The organism is Streptomyces sp. NPDC058812 (genome assembly GCF_042744565.1).
Taxonomy (GTDB): Bacteria; Actinomycetota; Actinomycetes; order Streptomycetales; family Streptomycetaceae; genus Streptomyces; species Streptomyces thinghirensis.
Genome location: NZ_JBHYOB010000002.1, coordinates 37,661 through 57,206, shown reverse-complemented (window position 1 = coordinate 57,206; position 19,546 = coordinate 37,661). Strand labels below are relative to the sequence as shown.

The following is a 19,546-nucleotide window of genomic DNA, read 5'->3' as shown; positions in this document are numbered from 1 at the left end:
ACGGCGCGGACAGCGGTGGCACTGGCAACCGCAGCCGCAGCGGCAGCCGCTGCCGCAGGGACAGGGGCAGCGACCATGGCCGTAGCCGTGGCTGCGGCAGCACCGACCCGAGCCAGGAGACTTCCGTTGCCCTTGCTGCTCCACTCTCCTCACTCGTTCGAGTGAGCGCGGTGTCCACAAGGCGGGGGCTGTCCACGGAACGGCGCGGCGCCCTTCTGCGCAACCCCCGCTGACCGTACGGTGATTGCACGCGGACGCACCTCGCACAGACGGCGCCAGACGTCCGCGTCAGCGTTCGTCAGCGTTCCCTTCTCAGCCGCTTCGCACAGCTGAGCCCCCCACACACAGGGGCCCGAGGGCCCCACCGACGAAAGGGCAGTCCCATGGAAAGGGAAAGGACAGCGCCGGTTCCGACCAGGCGGCGGCTCCTGAAGGGCGCCGCACTCGCCACCGTCCCGTATGCGCTGCTGTCCGGCACACGGGCCGCCGCACAGCCCCGGGCAGTCGACCGCCCCTCCACCGAATGGCAGCCGGCGAGCACGTCCAACTACACCCGGTCGAGCCGCCCCACGGCCTATCCCGTCGACTACGTGGTCATCCACGTCACACAGGAGACGTACGCCGACACCCTCTCCATCTTCCGCAACCCCGACAAGCAGGTGTCCGCGCACTACGTCGTCCGGTCCTCCGACGGCCACGTGGCGCAGTGCGTCCGCGAGGCGGACATCGCCTGGCACGCGGGGAACTGGGACTACAACACCCGCAGCATCGGCATCGAACACGAGGGCTGGGTGGACCGGCCCGAGTACTTCACCAACGCCATGTACGAACAGTCCGCTCGGCTCACCGCGGCGATCTGCACCACCTACGGCATCCCCAAGGACCGCGCGCACATCATCGCGCACCACGAGGTACCGGGCAGCGACCACACGGACCCGGGGCCCCTGTGGGACTGGACCCGCTACATCAGACTGGTCAACTTCGCCTGACTCTCGCAGACCACCGCGTCCCGGTGATCCGGCTGGTCGAAGTGGTTGTCCACGCGTATTGGCGGAGTGACGATGTCCCCAAGCGCATCGCCGTCAGCAGCACCGTCCGGGGAGACCGAGTTGACTGATGCATGGCTGGCTCTGGAACCGGGGGCCGACCCCGTCGAGCGTGCCCGGACGCTGCGGCGCGCGCACGAGACGTTCACCAAGGACGGGACGGTGCCGCGGCCCGTGCGTGGCGTGGTGGCGGAGTCGTGGCGGCGGTCGGTCCGGGCGGGTGTCGGCCCCGACGGCACGGCGAGTGTGGAGCTCATGGACGGTGACCTCGGCGCCTACCGGGCCGAGCATCCGCTGGCGCGGGTGATGCCGCTGGTCCGGGAACTCCTGGGCACCTTCGCCGCCGACGGCGAGCATCTGCTCGCGGTGTGCGACGCACACGGCAGACTGCTGTGGGTCGAGGGACATCCCGCCACCCGTCGCCGGGCGGGACGGATGAACTTCGTGCCCGGTGCCAGGTGGGCGGAGTCCGCGGTCGGGACGAACGCGCCGGGCACGGCGGTGGCCGTCGGACGGCCGGTCCAGGTCTTCGCCGCCGAGCACTTCATCCGGCGGGTCCAGCCGTGGACCTGTGCGGCGGCTCCGGTGCACGACCCACGCACCGGGCGCGTACTCGGCGCCGTGGACATCACCGGTGGGGACGGACTGGCGCATCCCCACAGTCTGGGCTTCGTCCAAGCGGTCGCGCGTGCCGCCGAGTCGCAGCTGGCGCTGCTCGCCCCGGAGCGGCCGCCGGCCGATTCGGCCGAGCTGACCGCGTTGGGCCGTGACGAGGCGCTGCTGAGCGCGGACGGCCGCAGAGTCCGGCTGAGCCGGCGGCACAGCGAGATCGTCGTGCTGCTGGCCCACCACCCTGAAGGCCTGACCGGCGACGAGCTGCTGTGCGCGCTGTACGAGGACGAGACGGTGCCGCCGGTGACCCTGCGTGCCGAACTGGCCCGGCTGCGCGGGCTCCTGGGGCCGGGCCGGCTCGCGTCCCGACCGTACCGGCTCGCGATGCCCGTCGAGTCCGACGCCACCGTTGTCGAGCGTCGTCTGCGGGCCGGTGCGGTCACGGCGGCCGCGGCGGCGTACGCCGGTCCGCTGCTGCCCGGCTCCCGGGCTCCGGCGGTGGTACGGCTCAGGCGCCGGATCGCCGACGGCGTGCGCGCCGCACTGATCTCCTGTCGCGATCCCGACCTGCTGGCCGACTGGGCGCACGCGCCGTGGGGCGAGGACGATGTGGACGTGTGGCGCGCACTGGTCGCGGTCCGGCCCACGGCGGCGGCCCGGTCCCGGCTCGCCGCGCTGGAGTCCGAACTGGCGGCGCCGAACGCGTGGTGACCGCCCGCCCCTGAGTGGCGGCACAGGACCGGGCTTCGGCCTCCCGCAGGCGCAACGTCCCTGCAACGTCCCGCTCCCTAGCCTCGCGCGCAGAGCTGTCCAACGGCGGGCAGCGCTCGATGAGGAGGCAGACAGGATGACCCGTTACGCGGCGCCCGGCACCGAGGGCGCGATCGTCTCCTATCAGTCGCGCTACGACCACTTCATCGGCGGCGAGTACGTGCCGCCGATGCGCGGGCAGTACTTCGAGAATCCGTCACCGGTGAACGGTCAGCCCTTCACGGAGGTCGCGCGCGGTACGGCGGAGGATGTGGAGCGGGCGCTCGACGCCGCGCACGAGGCCGCCCCGGGCTGGGGCCGCACCTCGGTGACCGAGCGTTCCGACATCCTGCTGAAGATCGCCGATCGCATGGAGGCGAATCTGGAGCGGCTGGCGATCGCCGAGAGCTGGGAGAACGGAAAGCCGGTGCGCGAGACGCTGGCGGCCGACATCCCGCTCGCCATCGACCACTTCCGCTACTTCGCGGGCGCGATCCGCGCCCAGGAGGGTTCGCTGGGCGAGGTCGACGACGACACCGTGGCGTACCACTTCCACGAGCCGCTGGGTGTCGTGGCACAGATCATCCCGTGGAACTTCCCGATCCTGATGGCGACCTGGAAGCTCGCCCCGGCACTGGCCGCCGGCAACGCCGTGGTCCTGAAACCCGCCGAGCAGACCCCGGCGTCGATCCACTACTGGCTGAGCCTGGTCGCGGACCTGCTGCCGCCCGGTGTCCTGAACGTCGTCAACGGATTCGGCGCGGAGGCGGGCAAGCCGCTCGCGTCCAGCCCGCGGGTGGCGAAGGTGGCGTTCACCGGGGAGACCACCACGGGGCGGCTGATCATGCAGTACGCCTCGGAGAACATCAAGCCGGTCACGCTGGAGCTGGGCGGCAAGTCACCGAACATCTTCTTCGACGACGTCTGGGCCCAGGACGACGACTTCCGCGACAAGGCGCTCGAGGGCTTCACGATGTTCGCGCTCAACCAGGGTGAGGTCTGCACCTGCCCGTCCCGGGCGCTGGTCCAGCGCGGCGCCTACGCCGAGTTCATGGAGGCCGCCGTCGCCCGCACCGAGCTGATCAAGCCGGGCCACCCCCTGGACACCGACACGATGATCGGCGCGCAGGCGTCCAACGACCAGCTGGAGAAGATCCTCTCCTACCTGGACATCGGCCGGCAGGAGGGCGCCAAGGTGCTCACCGGTGGCGAACGCATCGAGCACGACGGCGAGTTGAAGGGAGGGTACTACGTCCAGCCGACCATCTTCGAGGGCCACAACCGTATGCGGATCTTCCAGGAGGAGATCTTCGGCCCGGTCGTGTCGGTCACGCCCTTCAACGACTTCGACGACGCGATCAAGACCGCCAACGACACCCTGTACGGTCTCGGCGCCGGGGTGTGGACCCGCGACATGAACACCGCCTACCGCGCGGGCCGCGCGATCCAGGCGGGGCGTGTCTGGACGAACTGCTATCACGCGTACCCGGCGCACGCCGCCTTCGGCGGCTACAAGCAGTCGGGGATCGGCCGGGAGAACCACAAGATGATGCTGGAGCACTACCAGCAGACGAAGAACCTCCTCGTCTCGTACTCGGCGAAGAAGCTCGGGTTCTTCTAGGGGCGCAAAGAAGGCGCCTGAGCTGGGCTTTTGCCCGTCAGGCGCCTTGCTTCGGCAAGGTCTGCAACGGCCCGGGCCGGCTCAACGGATACGCGGCCCCGCTCGGCACATCGGCGTTCAACCTGTACGAGGACGACGGGTGGACCCCCGCCTGCAGGTCCGGTGCCTACGCCCGCCACCGCGTCGATGTCTCCGCTCCCGCCTCCGGGACCGGAGACGTCACCATCGCCGTGTGCACCTGGCCCATCGCGTTCCGGGTGGGGGCCGGCGGCCTACGCCTTGGTCGCCCGGTCGTAGGCGGCCACCGCCCGCCCGAGGAACGCCGCCACCGTGGCCCGCTCCTGCGCTGTCATGGACTCGACGATCTCGCCGATGCCCGCGACAAGGGGCTCGACGTGTTCGAACGCAGCCTCCTCCCAGTGCTCCGCCGGTGTCACGAGCACCTTGCGCCGGTCGCTCGGATGCGGCCGCCGGCTCACGTGTCCGCCGTCCGCCAGGCGGTCGATGACCAGCGTCATCGCCGCCGTCGACGTACTGAGTTCGCGTGCCAGTTCGCTCGGCGTCGCCGGCCCGGCGCTGACGAGATGGTCCATCACCGCAAGCCCGGCGGGATCGACGTGCATCTGCCGGCCCAGGTACCGCTCGAACCGCTGCTGGCGGCGGGTCAGGTTCCGCAGCTGGTCGCGGATGGGGTCCTCCGCCGGGGCCGCGGGCACGGGACCGGTGGGCTGATTGGCAGTCATGGCGTGGAAGCTGCTCCTGGATCGCTGAAGGCGTCGGCGACCAATGATGCGTGAGATTTACAGGCTGTAGTCTGCCGCCCTCCCACACGGCGGGGCCACGCTCAACCACCGTGGCCGCGAGGCCGTTGCGGTGCGGCCAGTGGGCCAGGTTCGGGCCGGCGATGACCGCTCCCTCGACCAGGACACTCCGATGGGTCCTAACGCACCCTCTCGTCCTTCCTGACGTGCCCTCCACGCGCGCCGGCCCGGGGATCACACAGTGACGCCCTGCTTCGCACCGGAGCCGGCAGAACTGCTGTCGGAGGCAGCGGGGGTGATGCCGTGCTGCTCCTCCTCGGGCCGGCCCTTCTTCGGCAGCAGGAAGGTGATGGCCTAACGGTGATGGGCCACTCCCTCGGCGCCGCCGTTGCCCTGTCCTGTGACTCATCCCGGATCGACCGGCTCCTCCTGGCTTCCCCCGGCGGACTGACCAGGCTGAGGCTGACTCCCGCTGTACTGGCTGCCCCGGTGCCTCGGTTGCCTCGGCTGCCTGGATCCTGCGCCCCACACCGACGCACAGCGCCCGGCTTCTGCGCGCCATGCTCGCGCCCGGCCATCCGCCCCGTGAAGCACTGGTGGACTGGCTGACACTGGTCGCCGTACGGCAGGAGGAGTATGTGGCCCGGTTCTGAATGTGTACGGATCACCGTCCGTCCCAGGACGGCGATTGCGATCCGGGGCGCGCCAACCACCGACTGTAGACGCGTTGTCGGGGCGGGCCAGGTCGGAGACGATCACCGTACACGGCTGCCCGCGCGTGGGCCGCGCCGGACTGCGACGCTTTGTACGCGCCTCGGCACGGTCCACACGCGCGACCACGTCTGTCAGTGTGCCGCTTGGCGGACGACCACGACTCCACGGGGCGGCAGGACGACGGACTCGTCGGCCTTCGCGCCGACGAGTACGTCGCCGGTGAAGCCGGGCAGCGTCACCGGTGTGTCGCTCCGGTTGACCAGGAAGACGTAGCGGTTGTCCGCGTCACGCCGGACGACCTGTTCCACCTGGCCCCGGGCCTCCTCGGGAAGTTCACTGGTGATCCCGGTCGGGGCGAGCAGGTCCGGAAGCAGCCCTAGGAGGCCCGGAACACCGAGGCGTGTCGAGACATACGTGGCGGAGCCCTGGCTCGTCGTCCGGCGGGTCACCGCGGGACGTTCCGCGTACGGACCGGTGCGGTAGCGGGCGAGAACCTCGACGTCGTGTCCGGTGACGGTGATCCGATCGGTCCACAGGCTGCCGGTCGCGGCATTGTCGAGGTCCACCGTGGCGCCGTCGGGCAGTGGCCCGAACTCCTCGATCCGGAGGCCGAGGAGTTCGCGCAGGGCGCCGGGATAGCCACCGAGCCAGATGTGGTCGTTCGGGTCGACGATGCCGGAGAAGTAGGTGGTGATGAGGTGGCCGCCGCCCTCGACGTATCGAGTGAGCTCCTTGGCGAGTTCCTGGGGCACCACGTGCAGGACGGGGGCGATCACGACGTCGTAGGAGGGGAGGTCACTGTGGTTCACGGGTACGACGTCGGCGCGGACTCCGAGACGCAGCAGCGCGGAGTACCAGTCGAGGGCCTCCTGGTGGTAGTCGAGGTGTGAAGTGGGGTGTGAGTCCTGCTCGCTCGCCCACCGCGAGTCCCAGTCGAACAGTACGGCGACACGTGCCGGTTCGCGCTCCGTCCCGGCGAGCGGCGACAGCGTCCGCAGTGTCCGGCCCAGGTCCACGACGGAACGGAAGAGATCGCTGTCGGCACCGGCGTGCGGCACCATGGCCGAGTGGTACTTCTCGGCGCCGGCAGCGGACTGACGCCACTGGAAGAAGCAGACGGCGTCGGCGCCGTGCGCGACGTGCAGCAGCGAGTCCCTCGCCAGTTCCCCCGGCAGCTTGGGCGTGTTGACCGGCTGCCAGTTCACGGCGCTCGTGGAGTGCTCCATCAGGAACCACGGCTGGTGGCTCGCGATGCCGCTGGTCAGGTTGGCGGAGAAGGACAACTCGTCGCGGTCCTGGGACCCGGGGATGACGTAATGGTCGTTCGAAACGAAGTCGACCGCGCCTGCGTCTGTCCAGTCCGCGTAGTCCATCCCCTTGATGCCGCGCATCACCATGTAGTTCGTGGTGACGGGTACATCGGGGGTCAGCTCCCGCAGCACGTCGCGCTCGGCCAGCAAATGATCCTTGAGCGCGTCGGAGGAGAAGCGCTTGAAGTCGAGTTGCTGCGTGGGATTGGGGTGCGAGGCCGCGAGGCGCGGCGGCAGGATCTGGTCCCAGTCGCTGTAACGCTGGGACCAGAAGGCGGTGCCCCACGCGTGGTTGAGCGATTCGAGCGTGGTGTACCGGTCGCGCAGCCAGTCCCGGAAGGCGCGGGCCGCGTCGTCGGAGTAGTCGTAGGCGTTGTGGCACCCGAGTTCGTTGTTGACATGCCAGGCGACGAGGGCGGGGTGACCGGCATAGCGCGACGCCAGTTTCCGTACGAGCCGGAGTGCGTGCGTGCGGAACACCGGTGAGGTGGGGCGCCAGTGCTGGCGTGCGCCGGGCCACAGGGTCTCACCGGTGGCGGTGACCGGCAGGATCTCGGGGTGCGCGGTGGTGAGCCACGGCGGCGGGGAGGCGGTGGCGGTGGCCAGGTCGACGCCGATACCTGCCGTGTGCAGCAGGTCCATCGCCTCGTCGAGCCAGGTGAAGTCCCAGGTGTCGGCGGTGGGCTGGATCCTGGCCCAGGAGAAGATCGCCAGAGAGACGATGTTCACGCCGGCCTCTTGCATCAGCCGGATGTCCTCCGCCCACACCTCCCGCGGCCACTGCTCGGGGTTGTAGTCGGCGCCGTAGCCGAGCCGTCGGGTGCCGTCGCTGCCCTTGGGATGGGGAAAACGGGAGGTGAGGGGGGCGGTCATGGATGTCCTTTCACGGGCCTGTTGTCAGTGGGAGCTGCCAGGGCTCCCGCACTACTTGTCGATGGTGAAGCCCTGATCGCTGCCGTACTCGAGGGAGGCTTCCTGCCAGTCCGCCAGCCCCTGGGACAGCTTCGTGCCGGAGACGTAGGCCTTGCCGACGGTGTCGTTGAAGATCGAGTTGGCGTACACCTGGTAGGGCAGGTACTTCCAGTCCGTGGGTACGCTCTTGGCGGACTCGGCGAAGACCTTGTTGGCCTTCTGGCCACCGAAGTAGGGGAATTCGGTGTTCTGGAACGCCTCGGAGTTCAGGTCCTTGGTGGTCGCCGGGAAGGCGCCGTTCTTGATGCGGGTCTGTACGCCCTCACCGGAGTTGGCGTATTCGACGAAGGCGTAGGCGAGTTCCTTGTTCTTGCCGAGTTCGGGCAGCGCGAGCGAGCTGCCGCCGTTCTCGGAGCTGGTGTCGGCGCCCTTGGTCCACTGGGGCAGCGGGGCCACGCGCCAGTCGCCTGATCCGTCCTTGACCCCGGACACGAAGTTCGCGGGCATCCACGCGCCGATGGGCAGCGTGGCGATGGTTCCGTCGCCCAGGCCCTTGTACCAGTCGTCGCTCCAGCCCACGACGGGCATGAGGAGCTTCTCGTCGATGAGCTTCTGCCAGGTGTCGGTGTACTTCTTGGCGCCTGCGTCGGTGAAGTCGATGTCGACCTTGGTGCCGTCGACCTTGTAGGGGTGTGATCCCGCCTGCCACAGAAGGCTGGTGGCCAGGCCGGCGTCACCGACGTCGCTCGTGATGTACGCCTTGGGGTCCGCCTTGTGCAGCTTGCGGGCCGCCTCGACGTACTCGTCCCAGGTGGTCGGCACCGCGATCTTGTGCTTGTCGAAGACCTTCTTGTTGTAGAAGAGCGCCATCGGCCCCGAGTCCATCGGCAGGCCGTAGACGCCGTCGCCGGACTTCACGGAGTTCCACGGTCCCGGCGAGTAGGTGCCGGCCAGTTTGTCCGCGCCATACGTCTTGAGGTCCGTGACGTCCTTGGTCAGGGCGTACTGGCCGAGCGCGTAGTACTCGATCTGCGCGACATCGGGGACGCCCTTCTTGGCGGAGATGGCGTTCTGCAGGGCCTTGTACTGGTCGTTGTTGGTGCCGGCGTTGACGAGGTCGATGTCGACGTTCGGGTACTTCTTCTCGAAGTCGGCGGCGACCTGCTCCAGGGTGGGCTCCCACGCCCATACGGTGACGCTGCCGCCCTTCTTGAGGGCGGCCTGGATGTCAGCGGCGCCCACCGCCTTCTGGTCGGAGTTGTCGTCGTCGGAGCCGCAGGCGGTCGCTCCGAGCGCCAGGACGCAGAGGAGACCGAGGCCGCGCAGCAGGCGGCGGGAGTGCTTGGGCATAGTGGTTTCTTCCAGTTCCTTTGGTTCGGCAGGGGCGTGCGGGCCCGGAAGCGGCCCTGCGGTGACTCTCCTTGACGCTTGCGGCGGCACTCCTTGACGCTTGCGGCGGCTACTCCTTGACGCTTCCCGCGGCGAGACCGGACTGCCAGTACTTCTGGAGCAGGAGGAAGGCCGCGATGAGCGGCGCGATGGTGAGCAGCGAACCGGTGACGACGAGATTGAAGACGGCCTCACCGCCGGCTGTGGCAGCCTGCTTGTTCCAGGCGTCGAGACCGAGAGTCAGGGGATACCAGTCGGGGTCCTTCAGCATGATCAGGGGCAGGAAGTAGTTGTTCCACGTCGCGACCGTGGTGAAGAGCAGCACCGTGACGGTTCCCGGCGCGAGGAGCGGCAGCGCGACCTGGAAGAAGGCGCGCAGCTCGCTCGCGCCGTCGATCCGGGCGGCCTCCATCAGCTCGGTGGGGACCGCCTCGGCGGCGAATACCCACATCAGGTAGAGGCCGAATGGCGAGATCAGGGACGGGAGGATGATGGCCCAGGGGGTGTCGGTCAGACCGATCTTGCTGAACATCAGGAAGGTCGGGACGGCGAGCGCCGTGGTGGGTACGGCGACTGCTCCGATGACGACGGCGAACACGGCGCGTTTGCCGGGGAAGTCGAATTTGGCGAGCGCGTAGCCGCCGAGGACGGCCAGGAGGGTGGCTCCGCCCGCCCCGACGACCACGTACAGGAGGGTGTTGAGCACCCAGCGGCCGAAGACGCCGTCCTGATAGGTGAAGGTCTCGGTGATGTTGTCCCAGAGGGCGAAGTCCCCGTCGAACCAGAGACCGAACGACCGGGCGAGGCCCTGTTGCGTCTTGGTGGCGCTGATCACCAGCCACAGCAGCGGTACGAGGCTGTAGAGCAGGATGATGCCGGTGAGCACGGTCAGCAGGATGCTGCGGCGGGGACGGCCCGGGCTGTGTGGGCGGCGTGCCGTGCGCAGTCGGGGGACCGCGGCCGGCTCTGGTGCGGCCGTGGGCCGCGGTGCGTCGGTGGTCCCGCTCATCGTCATCGCGCTCACGCTCCCTTGCGCATGCCGCGCAGCTGGACGACATAGGCGACGATCATGGTGACCACGCCCATGACGATGGCGACCGTCGCGGAGTAGTTGTGCTGCTGGCCCGAGAAGGACAGCGAGTAGGTGTAGTAGTTCGGGGTGTAGTCGGTGGTGATCGCGTTCGGCGCGAGCTTCTGGAGGATGGCGGGCTCGTTGAAGAGCTGGAAGCTGCCGATGATCGAGAAGATCGTGGCGATGACGAGGGCGCCACGGATCGCGGGGAGCTTGATCGCGGTGATGACGCGCCACTGTCCGGCGCCGTCGATCTCGGCGGCCTCGTAGAGCGAGTGCGGGACGACGCGCAGCGCGGAGTAGAAGATCAGCATGTTGTAGCCGACGAATTCCCAGGTCACGATGTTGCCGATCGAGGCCAGGATCAGATCGGAGGAGAGCGGGTCGGGCAGCTGCACGCCGAAGGCGTCATTGATGTCGCCGACCAGGCCGAAGCGCGGGCCGTACATGAAGCCCCACATCAGCGTCGCGACGACGGCCGGCACCGCGTACGGCAGGAAGACGGAGATGCGGAAGAAGTCTTTGCCGAACAGACGACCGCTGTCGATCGCCAGCGCCACGAGCAGGGCGAGGCCCAGCATGATCGGCACCTGAACCAGTAGGAACAGGCCGACGCGCAGCACGCCGTCCCAGAACCGGCCGTCCTGCAGAGCCTGCTCGTAGTTGTCGAGGCCTACGAAGGAGGTTCCGCCGATGAGCTGCGTTCGAAAGAGGCTCAGATAGATCGAATACGCGAGTGGCGCCAGGAAGACCAGCGCGAACACGAGCGCGAACGGGCCGATGAAGCCCCATCCCGTCCAGGAGCGGCGCGTCCGCCGCGCCGGTGGCCTGGCCGGGCGGGCCCCTGCGGCCGCCGGCGATTGCAGCGTCGTCATCTCGCGTCCCTCGTTCGTCCTTGCCGAACTCGAGGTTTACGCAAACGCCGGGTCTCGAAGGGAGATCAGCCGACCTTCCGACCAGGTATTATGTTTACGTAAACATCTGATGGCGGCATGTCTACACTGCGTCCGTAGGGGCGGTCAAGGGTCGCTCGCGAAAGCAGGAGAGGAACCGGTGGACGGAACAGGCAGGAACTCCCCGGCGCCAGGCACACCGCTGCCCGAGACCCGGTCCCCACGCCGTCGGCGGACCGTGTCGATGGCGGACGTCGCCCAGCTCGCGGGCGTCTCCTCGCAGACGGTCTCCCGCGTCTCCAACGGTTTCCCCGGCGTGAACGAACAGACGCGTCGACAAGTCCTCACGGCCATGAAGGAGCTCGGTTACCGCCCCAACAGTGCGGCGCGCGCTCTCAAGCGCGGAGAGTTCCGCACGATCGGCGTGATCACGTTCACGCTCGCGACGACGGGCAACGTGCGCACACTGGAGGCCATCGCCACATCGGCCGCACAGGAGGGGTACGCGGTCACGCTCCTGCCGGTCGCGGTACCCACCCAGGACGAGGTGCGCGGTGCCTTTTCCCGGCTGGGCGAGCTGGCGGTCGATGCTGTCATCGTCATCATGGAGGTCCACCTCCTTGACGCCGCCCAGCTGTCCCTGCCGCCGCACGTGAAAGTCGTGGTCGCGGACTCGGACGCCGGGGACCGCTTCACGGTGGTCGACACCGACCAGGCAGGCGGGACGCGGGACGCGGTGCGCCACCTGCTCGAACTGGGGCACCGCACGGTCTGGCACCTCGCCGGTCCCGAGGAATCGTTCGCCGCCCAGCGCCGAACGGACGCCTGGCGCACCGAGCTCGAGTCCGCCGGCCGCAAGCCGCCGCCCCTCGTACGCGGTGACTGGTCGGCGGAGTCGGGCTACCGCGCGGGGCTCCACCTGGCAGAGCAGCAGGACTGCACCGCGGTGTTCGCCGCCAACGACCAGATGGCTCTCGGCCTCCTGCGCGCACTCCACGAGCGCGGCCGCAGGGTCCCCGAGGACGTGTCCGTCGTGGGGTTCGACGACATTCCCGAGGCCGGTTCGTTCCTGCCCCCACTGACCACGGTGCACCAGGACTTCGCCGAGGTCGGCCGCCGCTGCGTGGAAGGTGTCCTGCACCAGGTGCGGCAGAACGATCCGGAACACGGCACACGGCTCGTCCCCACCCAGCTCGTCGTGCGGAAGAGCACCGCGCCTCCGCCTCGCCGGGGATGACGGCGCGCCGGTCCCGGCGGCCCATGGTCGACCGGCGACTTCCCCTAGCTAGTCGGCCCGGACTTCGGTGTTCTGGCAGGCATGCAACAGCCAGCTCCCGTCGTCCTGTTTGGTCATGACGTACAGCGGCGCGCCCTCCGTGTCCCCCTCGGCCGAGTGGTAGACCTGCCTGACCTTGACGGCCGCCACGTCGGGCCGCAGAAACTGGATGTGCACCACCTTGTAGGTGACGTCACCGTCCCAGACGGAGCCGGGCAGCACGGCACGGGTGAACTCGGCGATCGCGTCGAAGCCCAGCAGGACCTTGCCGTGGCCGGTCGTCCAGAGGGCGTCGGAGTGGAAGAGGGCGAGGAATCCCTCGGCGTCCTTGGCACGCTGGGTGCGCTCGACGGTGGCCACGACCTGCTCGATGGCCTTGATGTCTGCGGTGTCGGTGTTCATACGGGCCACTCTGGGACCTCGAGCATGCTTGAGGTCAAGGGCCGAGCGGCAGAGAGGGCACGGGCGGGGGCGGGCGGCCGGGGCGGACCGGGACACGGCGGTGGCGTGCGGTGGCGGGCTGCGGCGTGCTGACGCCGACACAGGGGGCCGCCGCGGCCGAGGCCGGAATTGACCCTCGACCTGGTCAAGGGCTCAGGGTTGCGGACGTGGAGAGCGAGATGCGCAGCATTGGGGAGATGGCCCGCGACAGCGGCCTGGGCGTGAGCGCCCTGCGGTTCTACGACCGTGCCGGTGTGCTGGTCCCCGCCTGGGTGGATCCGGTGAGCGGCTACCGCTGGTACGCACCCGAACAACTGGACGACGCCCGGCTGCTGGCCCGGCTGCGGCGGTCCGGCATGCCGCTGGCGGACATCCGGCTGGTGCTGGCCGGCTGGTCCAGTGCGGACACGGATCTGGTGCGCGGGCTTCTCCAGGCGCACCTGCGCCGTCTCGAACTGGGGCTGGCCGATGCCCGCAGCGAGTTCTCCACGCTCCGAGCAACACTCGATCACAGGGAGAACCCCATGGCCGCTTCGCCGTCCACTGCCACCTTCCGCCTGTCCGTCCCCGCGTCGGAGTTGGCCGCCGCGCTGGACGCGGTCCGTTTCGCGGTCGGTGCCGACCCCGAACTGCCGATGCTCGGCGGGGTCCTGTTCGACGTGGAGGGCGACGCGCTCCACCTCGTGGCCACCGACCGGTACCGGATGGCCGTCGCGCGCGCGGGTGTCGCCGGACCCGGCGGGCCGGGGGCACGGGTCCTCGTGCCCGCCCCGCTCGCCGACGCGATGCGCGCGCTGCTGAGCGACGACGAGCCCGTCGGCTTCACCGTGGACGGTGACCGGGTGACGCTGGAGGCCGGGGACCGTCAGGCGGCCGGACAGTGCCTCGCCCACGACTTCCCCGACTACCGCCGCCTCGTCCACCTGCCCTCCGGACGACGTGCCCTCATCGACGTGCCCGCCTTCCGGAAGGCGTTGGAGACCGGTCCCGTCCGCGCGAGCGAGGCGGCGCAGGAGGGCGAGGGGCGCGGACAGGGTGGCACGTCGCACGACCTCAGTGTGCTCCGGGTGGCCGACGACGGCACGGTGACCGTCTGCGAGGACGGTGACGACGACCCGACCAACGTCGCCGTCAACCGCGGGTTCCTGCTGGACGCGCTCGCCGCCGGGGGCCGGGACCGGCTGGTCCTGGAGTTCGGCGCCCCCACGGCTCCCCTCGCGATCCGCCGGACGGACGACGAGACGACGTTCTCACTGCTGATGCCGGTCCGCCTGGACGACTGACGGCGGCCGCTTGCCACCGGCCGTCGTTTCCACAGGCGGCCCTTGGCACGCGCGGCGTTGTCAGTGGGCGGGCCTAGAGTTTCCAGCACTTGATCACTGCGGTGCGGGGGGGCTCTCATGAGGTGGGCGACGGCCGGGGACTACGAAGTCGCCCCGGAGGACGGGAAGGTGGTGTGCCGCAAGGCCGCCGGGCGGCGGCCCGAGTCGGTACCGGTCGAAGTCGGTGCCGGTCGAAGTCGGTACCGGCCCCAAGTCGGTTCCGGCCCCAAGTGGGTGCCGGCCGAACTCGCGGTCGCCCACCGCACGAGCCGGCCATGACCGCTGTCCGAGCCCACCGGAAGATCCGTCGATGACCACCACCCTCTCCCCCGAGCCCGCCCGCCAGATCGTGCCGCCCGAGGATCGGTACGCCACCGAACTGGCCTTCCTCGCCGCCTACGACGACGGACCGCGCCCGCCCGCCTGGCGGCTCACGCCCCGGGCCGTCGTCACGTTCGTCATGGGCAGCGACGACCGGGGTTTGCGGCTGCCCGAGGACGCCGAGGCACCCGAGGGCGTGCCGCGCCGTCTGGTGGTGCGGGGCAAGTTCGTCGGCGACCGCGCGCTGGTCGAGCGATGCGTCGTCACCCTCGCGGGCGAGCGCGGCCTGCTGCTCGTCGGCGAGCCCGGCACGGCCAAGTCCATGCTGTCCGAGCTGCTGTCGGCCGCCGTGTGCGGCACCAGCGGCCTGGTCGTGCAGGGCACGGCGGGCACGACCGAGGACCAGCTCAAGTACGGCTGGAACTACGCCCTGCTGCTGGCCCAGGGGCCCAGCCGGAAGGCACTCGTGCCCTCCCCGGTCCTGACGGCGATGGCCCGGGGCGGCATCGCCCGCGTCGAGGAGGTGACCCGCTGTCTGCCGGAGGTGCAGGACGCGCTGGTCTCCCTGCTCTCCGAGCGACGCATCGCGATCCCCGAACTCTCGGGCTCCGGTGACGCCCTGGCCCACGCCGCACCCGGTTTCAATCTCATCGCCACCGCGAACCTGCGCGACAAGGGCGTCTCCGAGATGTCCGCCGCCCTCAAGCGGCGCTTCAACTTCGAAACGGTCGGTCCCATCCCGGACCTCGACGCCGAGACGGCGCTGGTCCGCAGCCAGGCGCGGGCCTCCGTCGAACGGGCCGGCGCGCAGTTCCGGGTCGACGAGGCTGTCCTTGACGCCCTGGTCACCGCGTTTCGCGACCTGCGCGAGGGCCGTTCGACGGAGGGCTGGGAGGTCGAGCGGCCGTCCACCGTGATGAGCACCGCGGAGGCCGTGTCCGTCGCGGGCGCGCTCGGGTTGGCCGCGGCGTACTTCCCGGGCGACCGCGACGTGCTGGGGCTGCTCCCGGGGCATCTCCTCGGCGTGGTACGCAAGGACGACCCCGCCGACGCGGCGCGGCTGCGCGGTTACTGGGATGGCCCGGTCCGGCGGCGCGCGGAGCAGGGTTCGGCCACCTGGCGGACCCTGTGGGACCTGCGCACGGTCCTGGGGGGCTGACCCGTGTCCGGCTCCTCGTCCTCCTCCTTCCTCTCCCCTCCTCTCCTCTCCTCTCCTCTCCCTCGCGATCTGCCCGCCGAGCCGAGCAGACCACCGTAGTATCGGATGATCTCGTGGCGGGAGGTGGACATGGGCAGGCAGCGTCCCGGTACGCCGACGCTGGAGGAGGTGGCCGCCCGCGCCGGTGTAGGGCGGGGCACCGTCTCGAGGGTCATCAACAACGCGGTCGGCGTACGGGAGTCGACGCGCCGTGCCGTGCAGCAGGCCATCGCCGAACTGGGGTACGTCCCGAACCTCGCGGCACGTACCCTGGCCGGGCACCGCGCGGACGCCATCGCGCTGGTCATGACGGAGCCGGACTGGCGGCTGTTCGGGGAGCCGTTCTTCACCGAGATCGTCCATGCGGTCGGCGACGCCCTCACCGACACCCCGGTGCAGTTGCTGCTCACCCTTGTCCGCACCGACACCGAGCGGCAGCGCTTCGTGGAGTACGCGCGCGGCGGCCGGGTCGACGGCGTGCTGCTGATGTCCGTGCACGCCGAGGACCCGCTGCCGGACATGCTCGCCAAGGCGGGGCTGCCCACCGTCATGCTGGGGCGGCGTTCCGGCGACGAGGGCATCACCTACGTCGACGCCGACAACGCCGGCGGCGCGCGCGGCGCGGTCACGCACCTGCTGAACGGCGGCCGGAGCACGATCGGGGCCATCAGCGGTCCGCTCGACATGTACGTCGCCCAGTGCCGGTTGCGCGGGTACCGCGAGGCCCTGGAACTGGCGGGCGTCGAGGTCAGGTCCTCGCTGGTCGTCGAGTGCGGCGACTTCACGGAGGAGAGCGGGCTGCGGGCGGCGACCGATCTGATCGCCCGCCACCCGGAGCTCGACGCGGTCTTCGCCGCCTCGGACACCATGGCCGCCGGGGCGCTGCACGCGCTGCGCGCTGCGGGACGGCGGGTGCCGCAGGACGTCGCGGTGATCGGTTTCGACGACTTCCAGCCGGCCCGGCCCACGGATCCGCCGCTGACGACGGTCAGGCAGCCGTTGGAGGAGATCGGCCGCACGATGGTGCGGCTGCTGCTGGAGGAGATGGAGAACTCGCTGGAGGACTCCCCCGTCGCCTGGCGGCACGTCATCCTCCACACGGAACTGGTACTCCGGGACTCCGCCTGATCGACCCGGCCGAGATGACCGCCGGGAGCGCTCCCGGCCAGACGTCTCCCACCTGGGGCTTCGAGATTCTTTCGACAACTCCCGCGCGCACAGCCTTGTCAGGAACATGAACCGCTTCTACAGTCACCCGCAACCGGTAAGTGGGAGCGCTCCCATCAGTGGGGAGTTGGGAGCGCTCCCGCCCCGGCCCCAGCCTTCCCCCGCACCCCCCGAAGAGGCCCCCATGAGACCGTTACGGCCCCAAGTCCGTACCCCGCGCGGCCTCTTAGGCGCGCTGCTCGCGACCCTCGCGGTCGTCGCGTCACTCATGACCGCGGCGGCGCCGGCCCAGGCGGACACCACGATCTGCGAACCGTTCGGGACGACGACGATCCAGGGTCGGTACATCGTCCAGAACAACCGCTGGGGCTCCAGCGCCACCCAGTGCGTCACCGCCACCGACACCGGCTTCCGGGTCACCCAGGCCGACGGCTCGGCACCCACGAACGGGGCCCCGAAGTCGTATCCGTCGGTCTTCAACGGCTGCCACTACACGACCTGTTCGCCGGGCACCAATCTCCCCGCCCGGCTCGACACCATCTCCGAGGCACCCTCCAGCATCTCGTACGGCTTTGTCGGCGACGCCGTCTACAACGCCTCGTACGACATATGGCTGGACCCGACTCCCCGGACGGACGGGGTGAACCAGACCGAGATCATGATCTGGTTCAACAGGATGGGCCCGATCCAGCCCATCGGTTCCCAGGTCGGCACGGCCGCGGTGGGCGGACGGACCTGGGAGGTGTGGACCGGCAGCAACGGTTCCAATGACGTGCTGTCCTTCGTCGCCCCCTCGGCCGTCACCGACTGGAGCTTCGACGTCATGGACTTCGTCCGGGCGACCGTGGCACGCGGACTCGCCGGAGACGACTGGTACCTGTCGAGTGTTCAGGCCGGCTTCGAGCCGTGGCAGAACGGCGCCGGGCTGGCCGTCAACTCCTTCTCGTCCACCGTCGAGACCGGCGGCACCCCGGGCGACCCCGACCCCGGCGACCCCGGCGACCCGGCGGCGTGCGAGGTGGCGTACGGCACGAACGTCTGGCAGAACGGCTTCACCGCGGACGTCACCGTCACCAACACCGGCGCGGCCCCCGTCGACGGCTGGCAGCTCGCCTTCACCCTGCCCTCCGGCCAGCGGATCACCAACGCCTGGAACGCCTCCGTCACCCCGTCCACCGGCACGGTCACGGCGATCGGCATGGGGCACAACGCCCGGATCGCTCCCGGCGACAGCCAGACGTTCGGCTTCCAGGGCGCCTACAGCGGCGCGTTCGCCGAGCCGGACGGCTTCCGCATGAACGACGCGCCCTGCACCACGGCTTAGCGGCCGCGCACGGACCACGGCCCCCACGCCCCCCTCGCCCGTCCGGTCGACCCGCACTCCCCGGACGGGCGAGGGTTCCATGATTGTCATGAACTGATCATGAACAGCCGGAGGGTCCAGAAGGACCCGAAGACCAAGCGGACCCGAAGACCCAAAGGACCTGAAGACCCAAAGGACCCGAAGACCCAGCACCCGGAAACAGGAGACCCCTATGGCTCGACGCAGCAGATACATCTCTCTCGCGGCGGTACTGGCCACCCTGCTCGGCGCGCTCGGCGTGACCTTCCTGCTCGGGCAGGGGCGGGCCGACGCGCACGGCGTGGCGATGATGCCGGGCTCACGCACCTATCTCTGCCAGTTGGACGCCAGGACCGGCACCGGCGCCCTGGACCCGACGAACCCGGCCTGTCAGAACGCCCTCGACCAGAGCGGCGCGACGGCGCTGTACAACTGGTTCGCCGTACTCGACTCCAACGCGGGCGGGCGCGGCGCCGGTTACGTGCCGGACGGCACCCTGTGCAGCGCCGGTGACCGGTCACCGTACGACTTCTCCGCCTACAATGCCGCCCGCGCCGACTGGCCCCGGACGCACCTGACCTCCGGCTCGACGATCCAGGTGAACTACAGCAACTGGGCGGCCCACCCGGGTGACTTCCGGGTCTATCTGACCAAGCCGGGCTGGTCGCCCACGTCCGAACTGGGCTGGGACGACCTGGAGCTGATCCAGACGGTGACCAACCCGCCCCAGCAGGGCTCGGCGGGCGCCGACGGAGGCCACTACTACTGGGATCTGGCGCTGCCGTCGGGCCGCTCGGGTGACGCGCTGATCTTCATGCAGTGGGTGCGTTCGGACAGCCAGGAGAACTTCTTCTCCTGCTCGGACGTCGTCTTCGACGGCGGCAACGGCGAGGTGACCGGCATCGGCGGCTCGGGCGGCACGCCGACGCCGACCCCGCCTCCGACGACCCCGCCGCCCACGCACTCCGGTTCCTGCATGGCCGTCTACAACGTGGAGAACTCCTGGAGCGGCGGCTTCCAGGGCTCCGTCGAGGTGATGAACCACGGGACGGAGCCGCTGAACGGCTGGGCCGTAGGGTGGCAGCCGGGCAACGGGACAACGCTCAGCAGTGTGTGGAACGGCTCGCTGTCCAGCGGCACGGATGGCACGGTCACGGTCCGGAACGTGGACCACAACCGCGTCATTCCACCGGACGGCAGCGTGTCCTTCGGCTTCACCGCCACGTCCACGGGCAACGACTTCCCCGTGGGGACGATCGGCTGCGTGGCGCCGTAGCGCGACCGGAGGGAGGCGCCGCGCGACCGGGCGCGGCGCCTCCCCCGGGTCTCCGGTGGGTGTTCCGACCTCACGTGCCGGTTACAAATCGCTCAACCTCTGGTTGCGGCGCGGTGATCGGGC

Annotated in this window: 15 protein-coding genes; 9 read left to right on the top strand and 6 right to left on the bottom strand. The window is 69.9% G+C overall.

The annotated features are described in order from the left end of the window. The first annotated feature begins 383 nt into the window (after window positions 1–383). From ACFW48_RS04265 to ACFW48_RS04255, 3 genes are all read left to right on the top strand, one after another. Window positions 384–989 (top strand): N-acetylmuramoyl-L-alanine amidase, encoded by a 606-nt coding sequence (locus ACFW48_RS04265; protein ID WP_386310357.1) that lies wholly within the window; start codon window positions 384–386, stop codon window positions 987–989. A gap of 120 nt (window positions 990–1,109) precedes the next feature. Then, entirely contained in the window at window positions 1,110–2,369 is a 1,260-nt protein-coding gene (locus tag ACFW48_RS04260; protein ID WP_386310355.1) for a GAF domain-containing protein, read from the top strand. A gap of 136 nt (window positions 2,370–2,505) precedes the next feature. After that, complete coding sequence (locus ACFW48_RS04255) at window positions 2,506–4,029, top strand: aldehyde dehydrogenase family protein (RefSeq protein WP_386310353.1); 1,524 nt, start codon at window positions 2,506–2,508, stop codon at window positions 4,027–4,029. 272 nt (window positions 4,030–4,301) lie between these two features. On the opposite strand, the gene ACFW48_RS04250 is transcribed toward ACFW48_RS04255, so the two are convergent. The 5 genes from ACFW48_RS04250 to ACFW48_RS04230 form a co-directional block, all read right to left on the bottom strand. Beyond that, a complete protein-coding gene (locus ACFW48_RS04250) occupies window positions 4,302–4,772 on the bottom strand; it encodes a MarR family winged helix-turn-helix transcriptional regulator (protein WP_386310351.1) in 471 nt (156 codons plus the stop codon). Between the two features lie 863 nt (window positions 4,773–5,635). Next, window positions 5,636–7,687, bottom strand: coding sequence for a beta-galactosidase (locus ACFW48_RS04245; RefSeq protein ID WP_386310349.1), 2,052 nt, complete (start codon window positions 7,685–7,687; stop codon window positions 5,636–5,638). 51 nt (window positions 7,688–7,738) lie between these two features. After that, the gene (locus tag ACFW48_RS04240) at window positions 7,739–9,076 is read right to left on the bottom strand and encodes an ABC transporter substrate-binding protein (RefSeq protein WP_386310348.1); all 1,338 of its coding nucleotides are present in this window, start codon (window positions 9,074–9,076) and stop codon (window positions 7,739–7,741) included. A gap of 109 nt (window positions 9,077–9,185) precedes the next feature. Then, a complete protein-coding gene (locus ACFW48_RS04235; protein ID WP_386310346.1) occupies window positions 9,186–10,130 on the bottom strand; it encodes a carbohydrate ABC transporter permease in 945 nt (314 codons plus the stop codon). A 5-nt stretch (window positions 10,131–10,135) separates the two neighbouring features. Then, window positions 10,136–11,062, bottom strand: a complete 927-nt coding sequence (locus ACFW48_RS04230; protein WP_386310344.1) for a carbohydrate ABC transporter permease — start codon at window positions 11,060–11,062, stop codon at window positions 10,136–10,138. 262 nt (window positions 11,063–11,324) lie between these two features. On the opposite strand from ACFW48_RS04230, the gene ACFW48_RS04225 reads away from it, so the two are divergent. After that, complete coding sequence (locus ACFW48_RS04225; RefSeq protein ID WP_386310342.1) at window positions 11,325–12,317, top strand: LacI family DNA-binding transcriptional regulator; 993 nt, start codon at window positions 11,325–11,327, stop codon at window positions 12,315–12,317. A 48-nt stretch (window positions 12,318–12,365) separates the two neighbouring features. Here the strand turns inward: ACFW48_RS04225 and ACFW48_RS04220 are convergent, their stop codons facing one another. After that, entirely contained in the window at window positions 12,366–12,758 is a 393-nt protein-coding gene (locus ACFW48_RS04220) for an SgcJ/EcaC family oxidoreductase (RefSeq protein WP_386310340.1), read from the bottom strand. Between the two features lie 218 nt (window positions 12,759–12,976). On the opposite strand from ACFW48_RS04220, the gene ACFW48_RS04215 reads away from it, so the two are divergent. The 5 genes from ACFW48_RS04215 to ACFW48_RS04195 all read left to right on the top strand — a co-directional run bounded on the left by ACFW48_RS04215 (window position 12,977) and on the right by ACFW48_RS04195 (window position 19,423). Next, window positions 12,977–14,080, top strand: coding sequence for a MerR family transcriptional regulator (locus tag ACFW48_RS04215; protein WP_386310338.1), 1,104 nt, complete (start codon window positions 12,977–12,979; stop codon window positions 14,078–14,080). A gap of 349 nt (window positions 14,081–14,429) precedes the next feature. After that, complete coding sequence (locus ACFW48_RS04210; protein WP_386310336.1) at window positions 14,430–15,599, top strand: AAA family ATPase; 1,170 nt, start codon at window positions 14,430–14,432, stop codon at window positions 15,597–15,599. A 129-nt stretch (window positions 15,600–15,728) separates the two neighbouring features. Continuing rightward, window positions 15,729–16,766, top strand: a complete 1,038-nt coding sequence (locus ACFW48_RS04205; RefSeq protein ID WP_386310334.1) for a LacI family DNA-binding transcriptional regulator — start codon at window positions 15,729–15,731, stop codon at window positions 16,764–16,766. Between the two features lie 223 nt (window positions 16,767–16,989). Further along, window positions 16,990–18,129, top strand: a complete 1,140-nt coding sequence (locus tag ACFW48_RS04200; protein WP_386310332.1) for a cellulose binding domain-containing protein — start codon at window positions 16,990–16,992, stop codon at window positions 18,127–18,129. Window positions 18,130–18,340: 211 nt separating this feature from the next. Next, window positions 18,341–19,423: a lytic polysaccharide monooxygenase gene (locus tag ACFW48_RS04195; RefSeq protein ID WP_386310331.1), complete on the top strand. Its 1,083-nt coding sequence runs from the start codon at window positions 18,341–18,343 to the stop codon at window positions 19,421–19,423. Window positions 19,424–19,546: the final 123 nt, after the last annotated feature.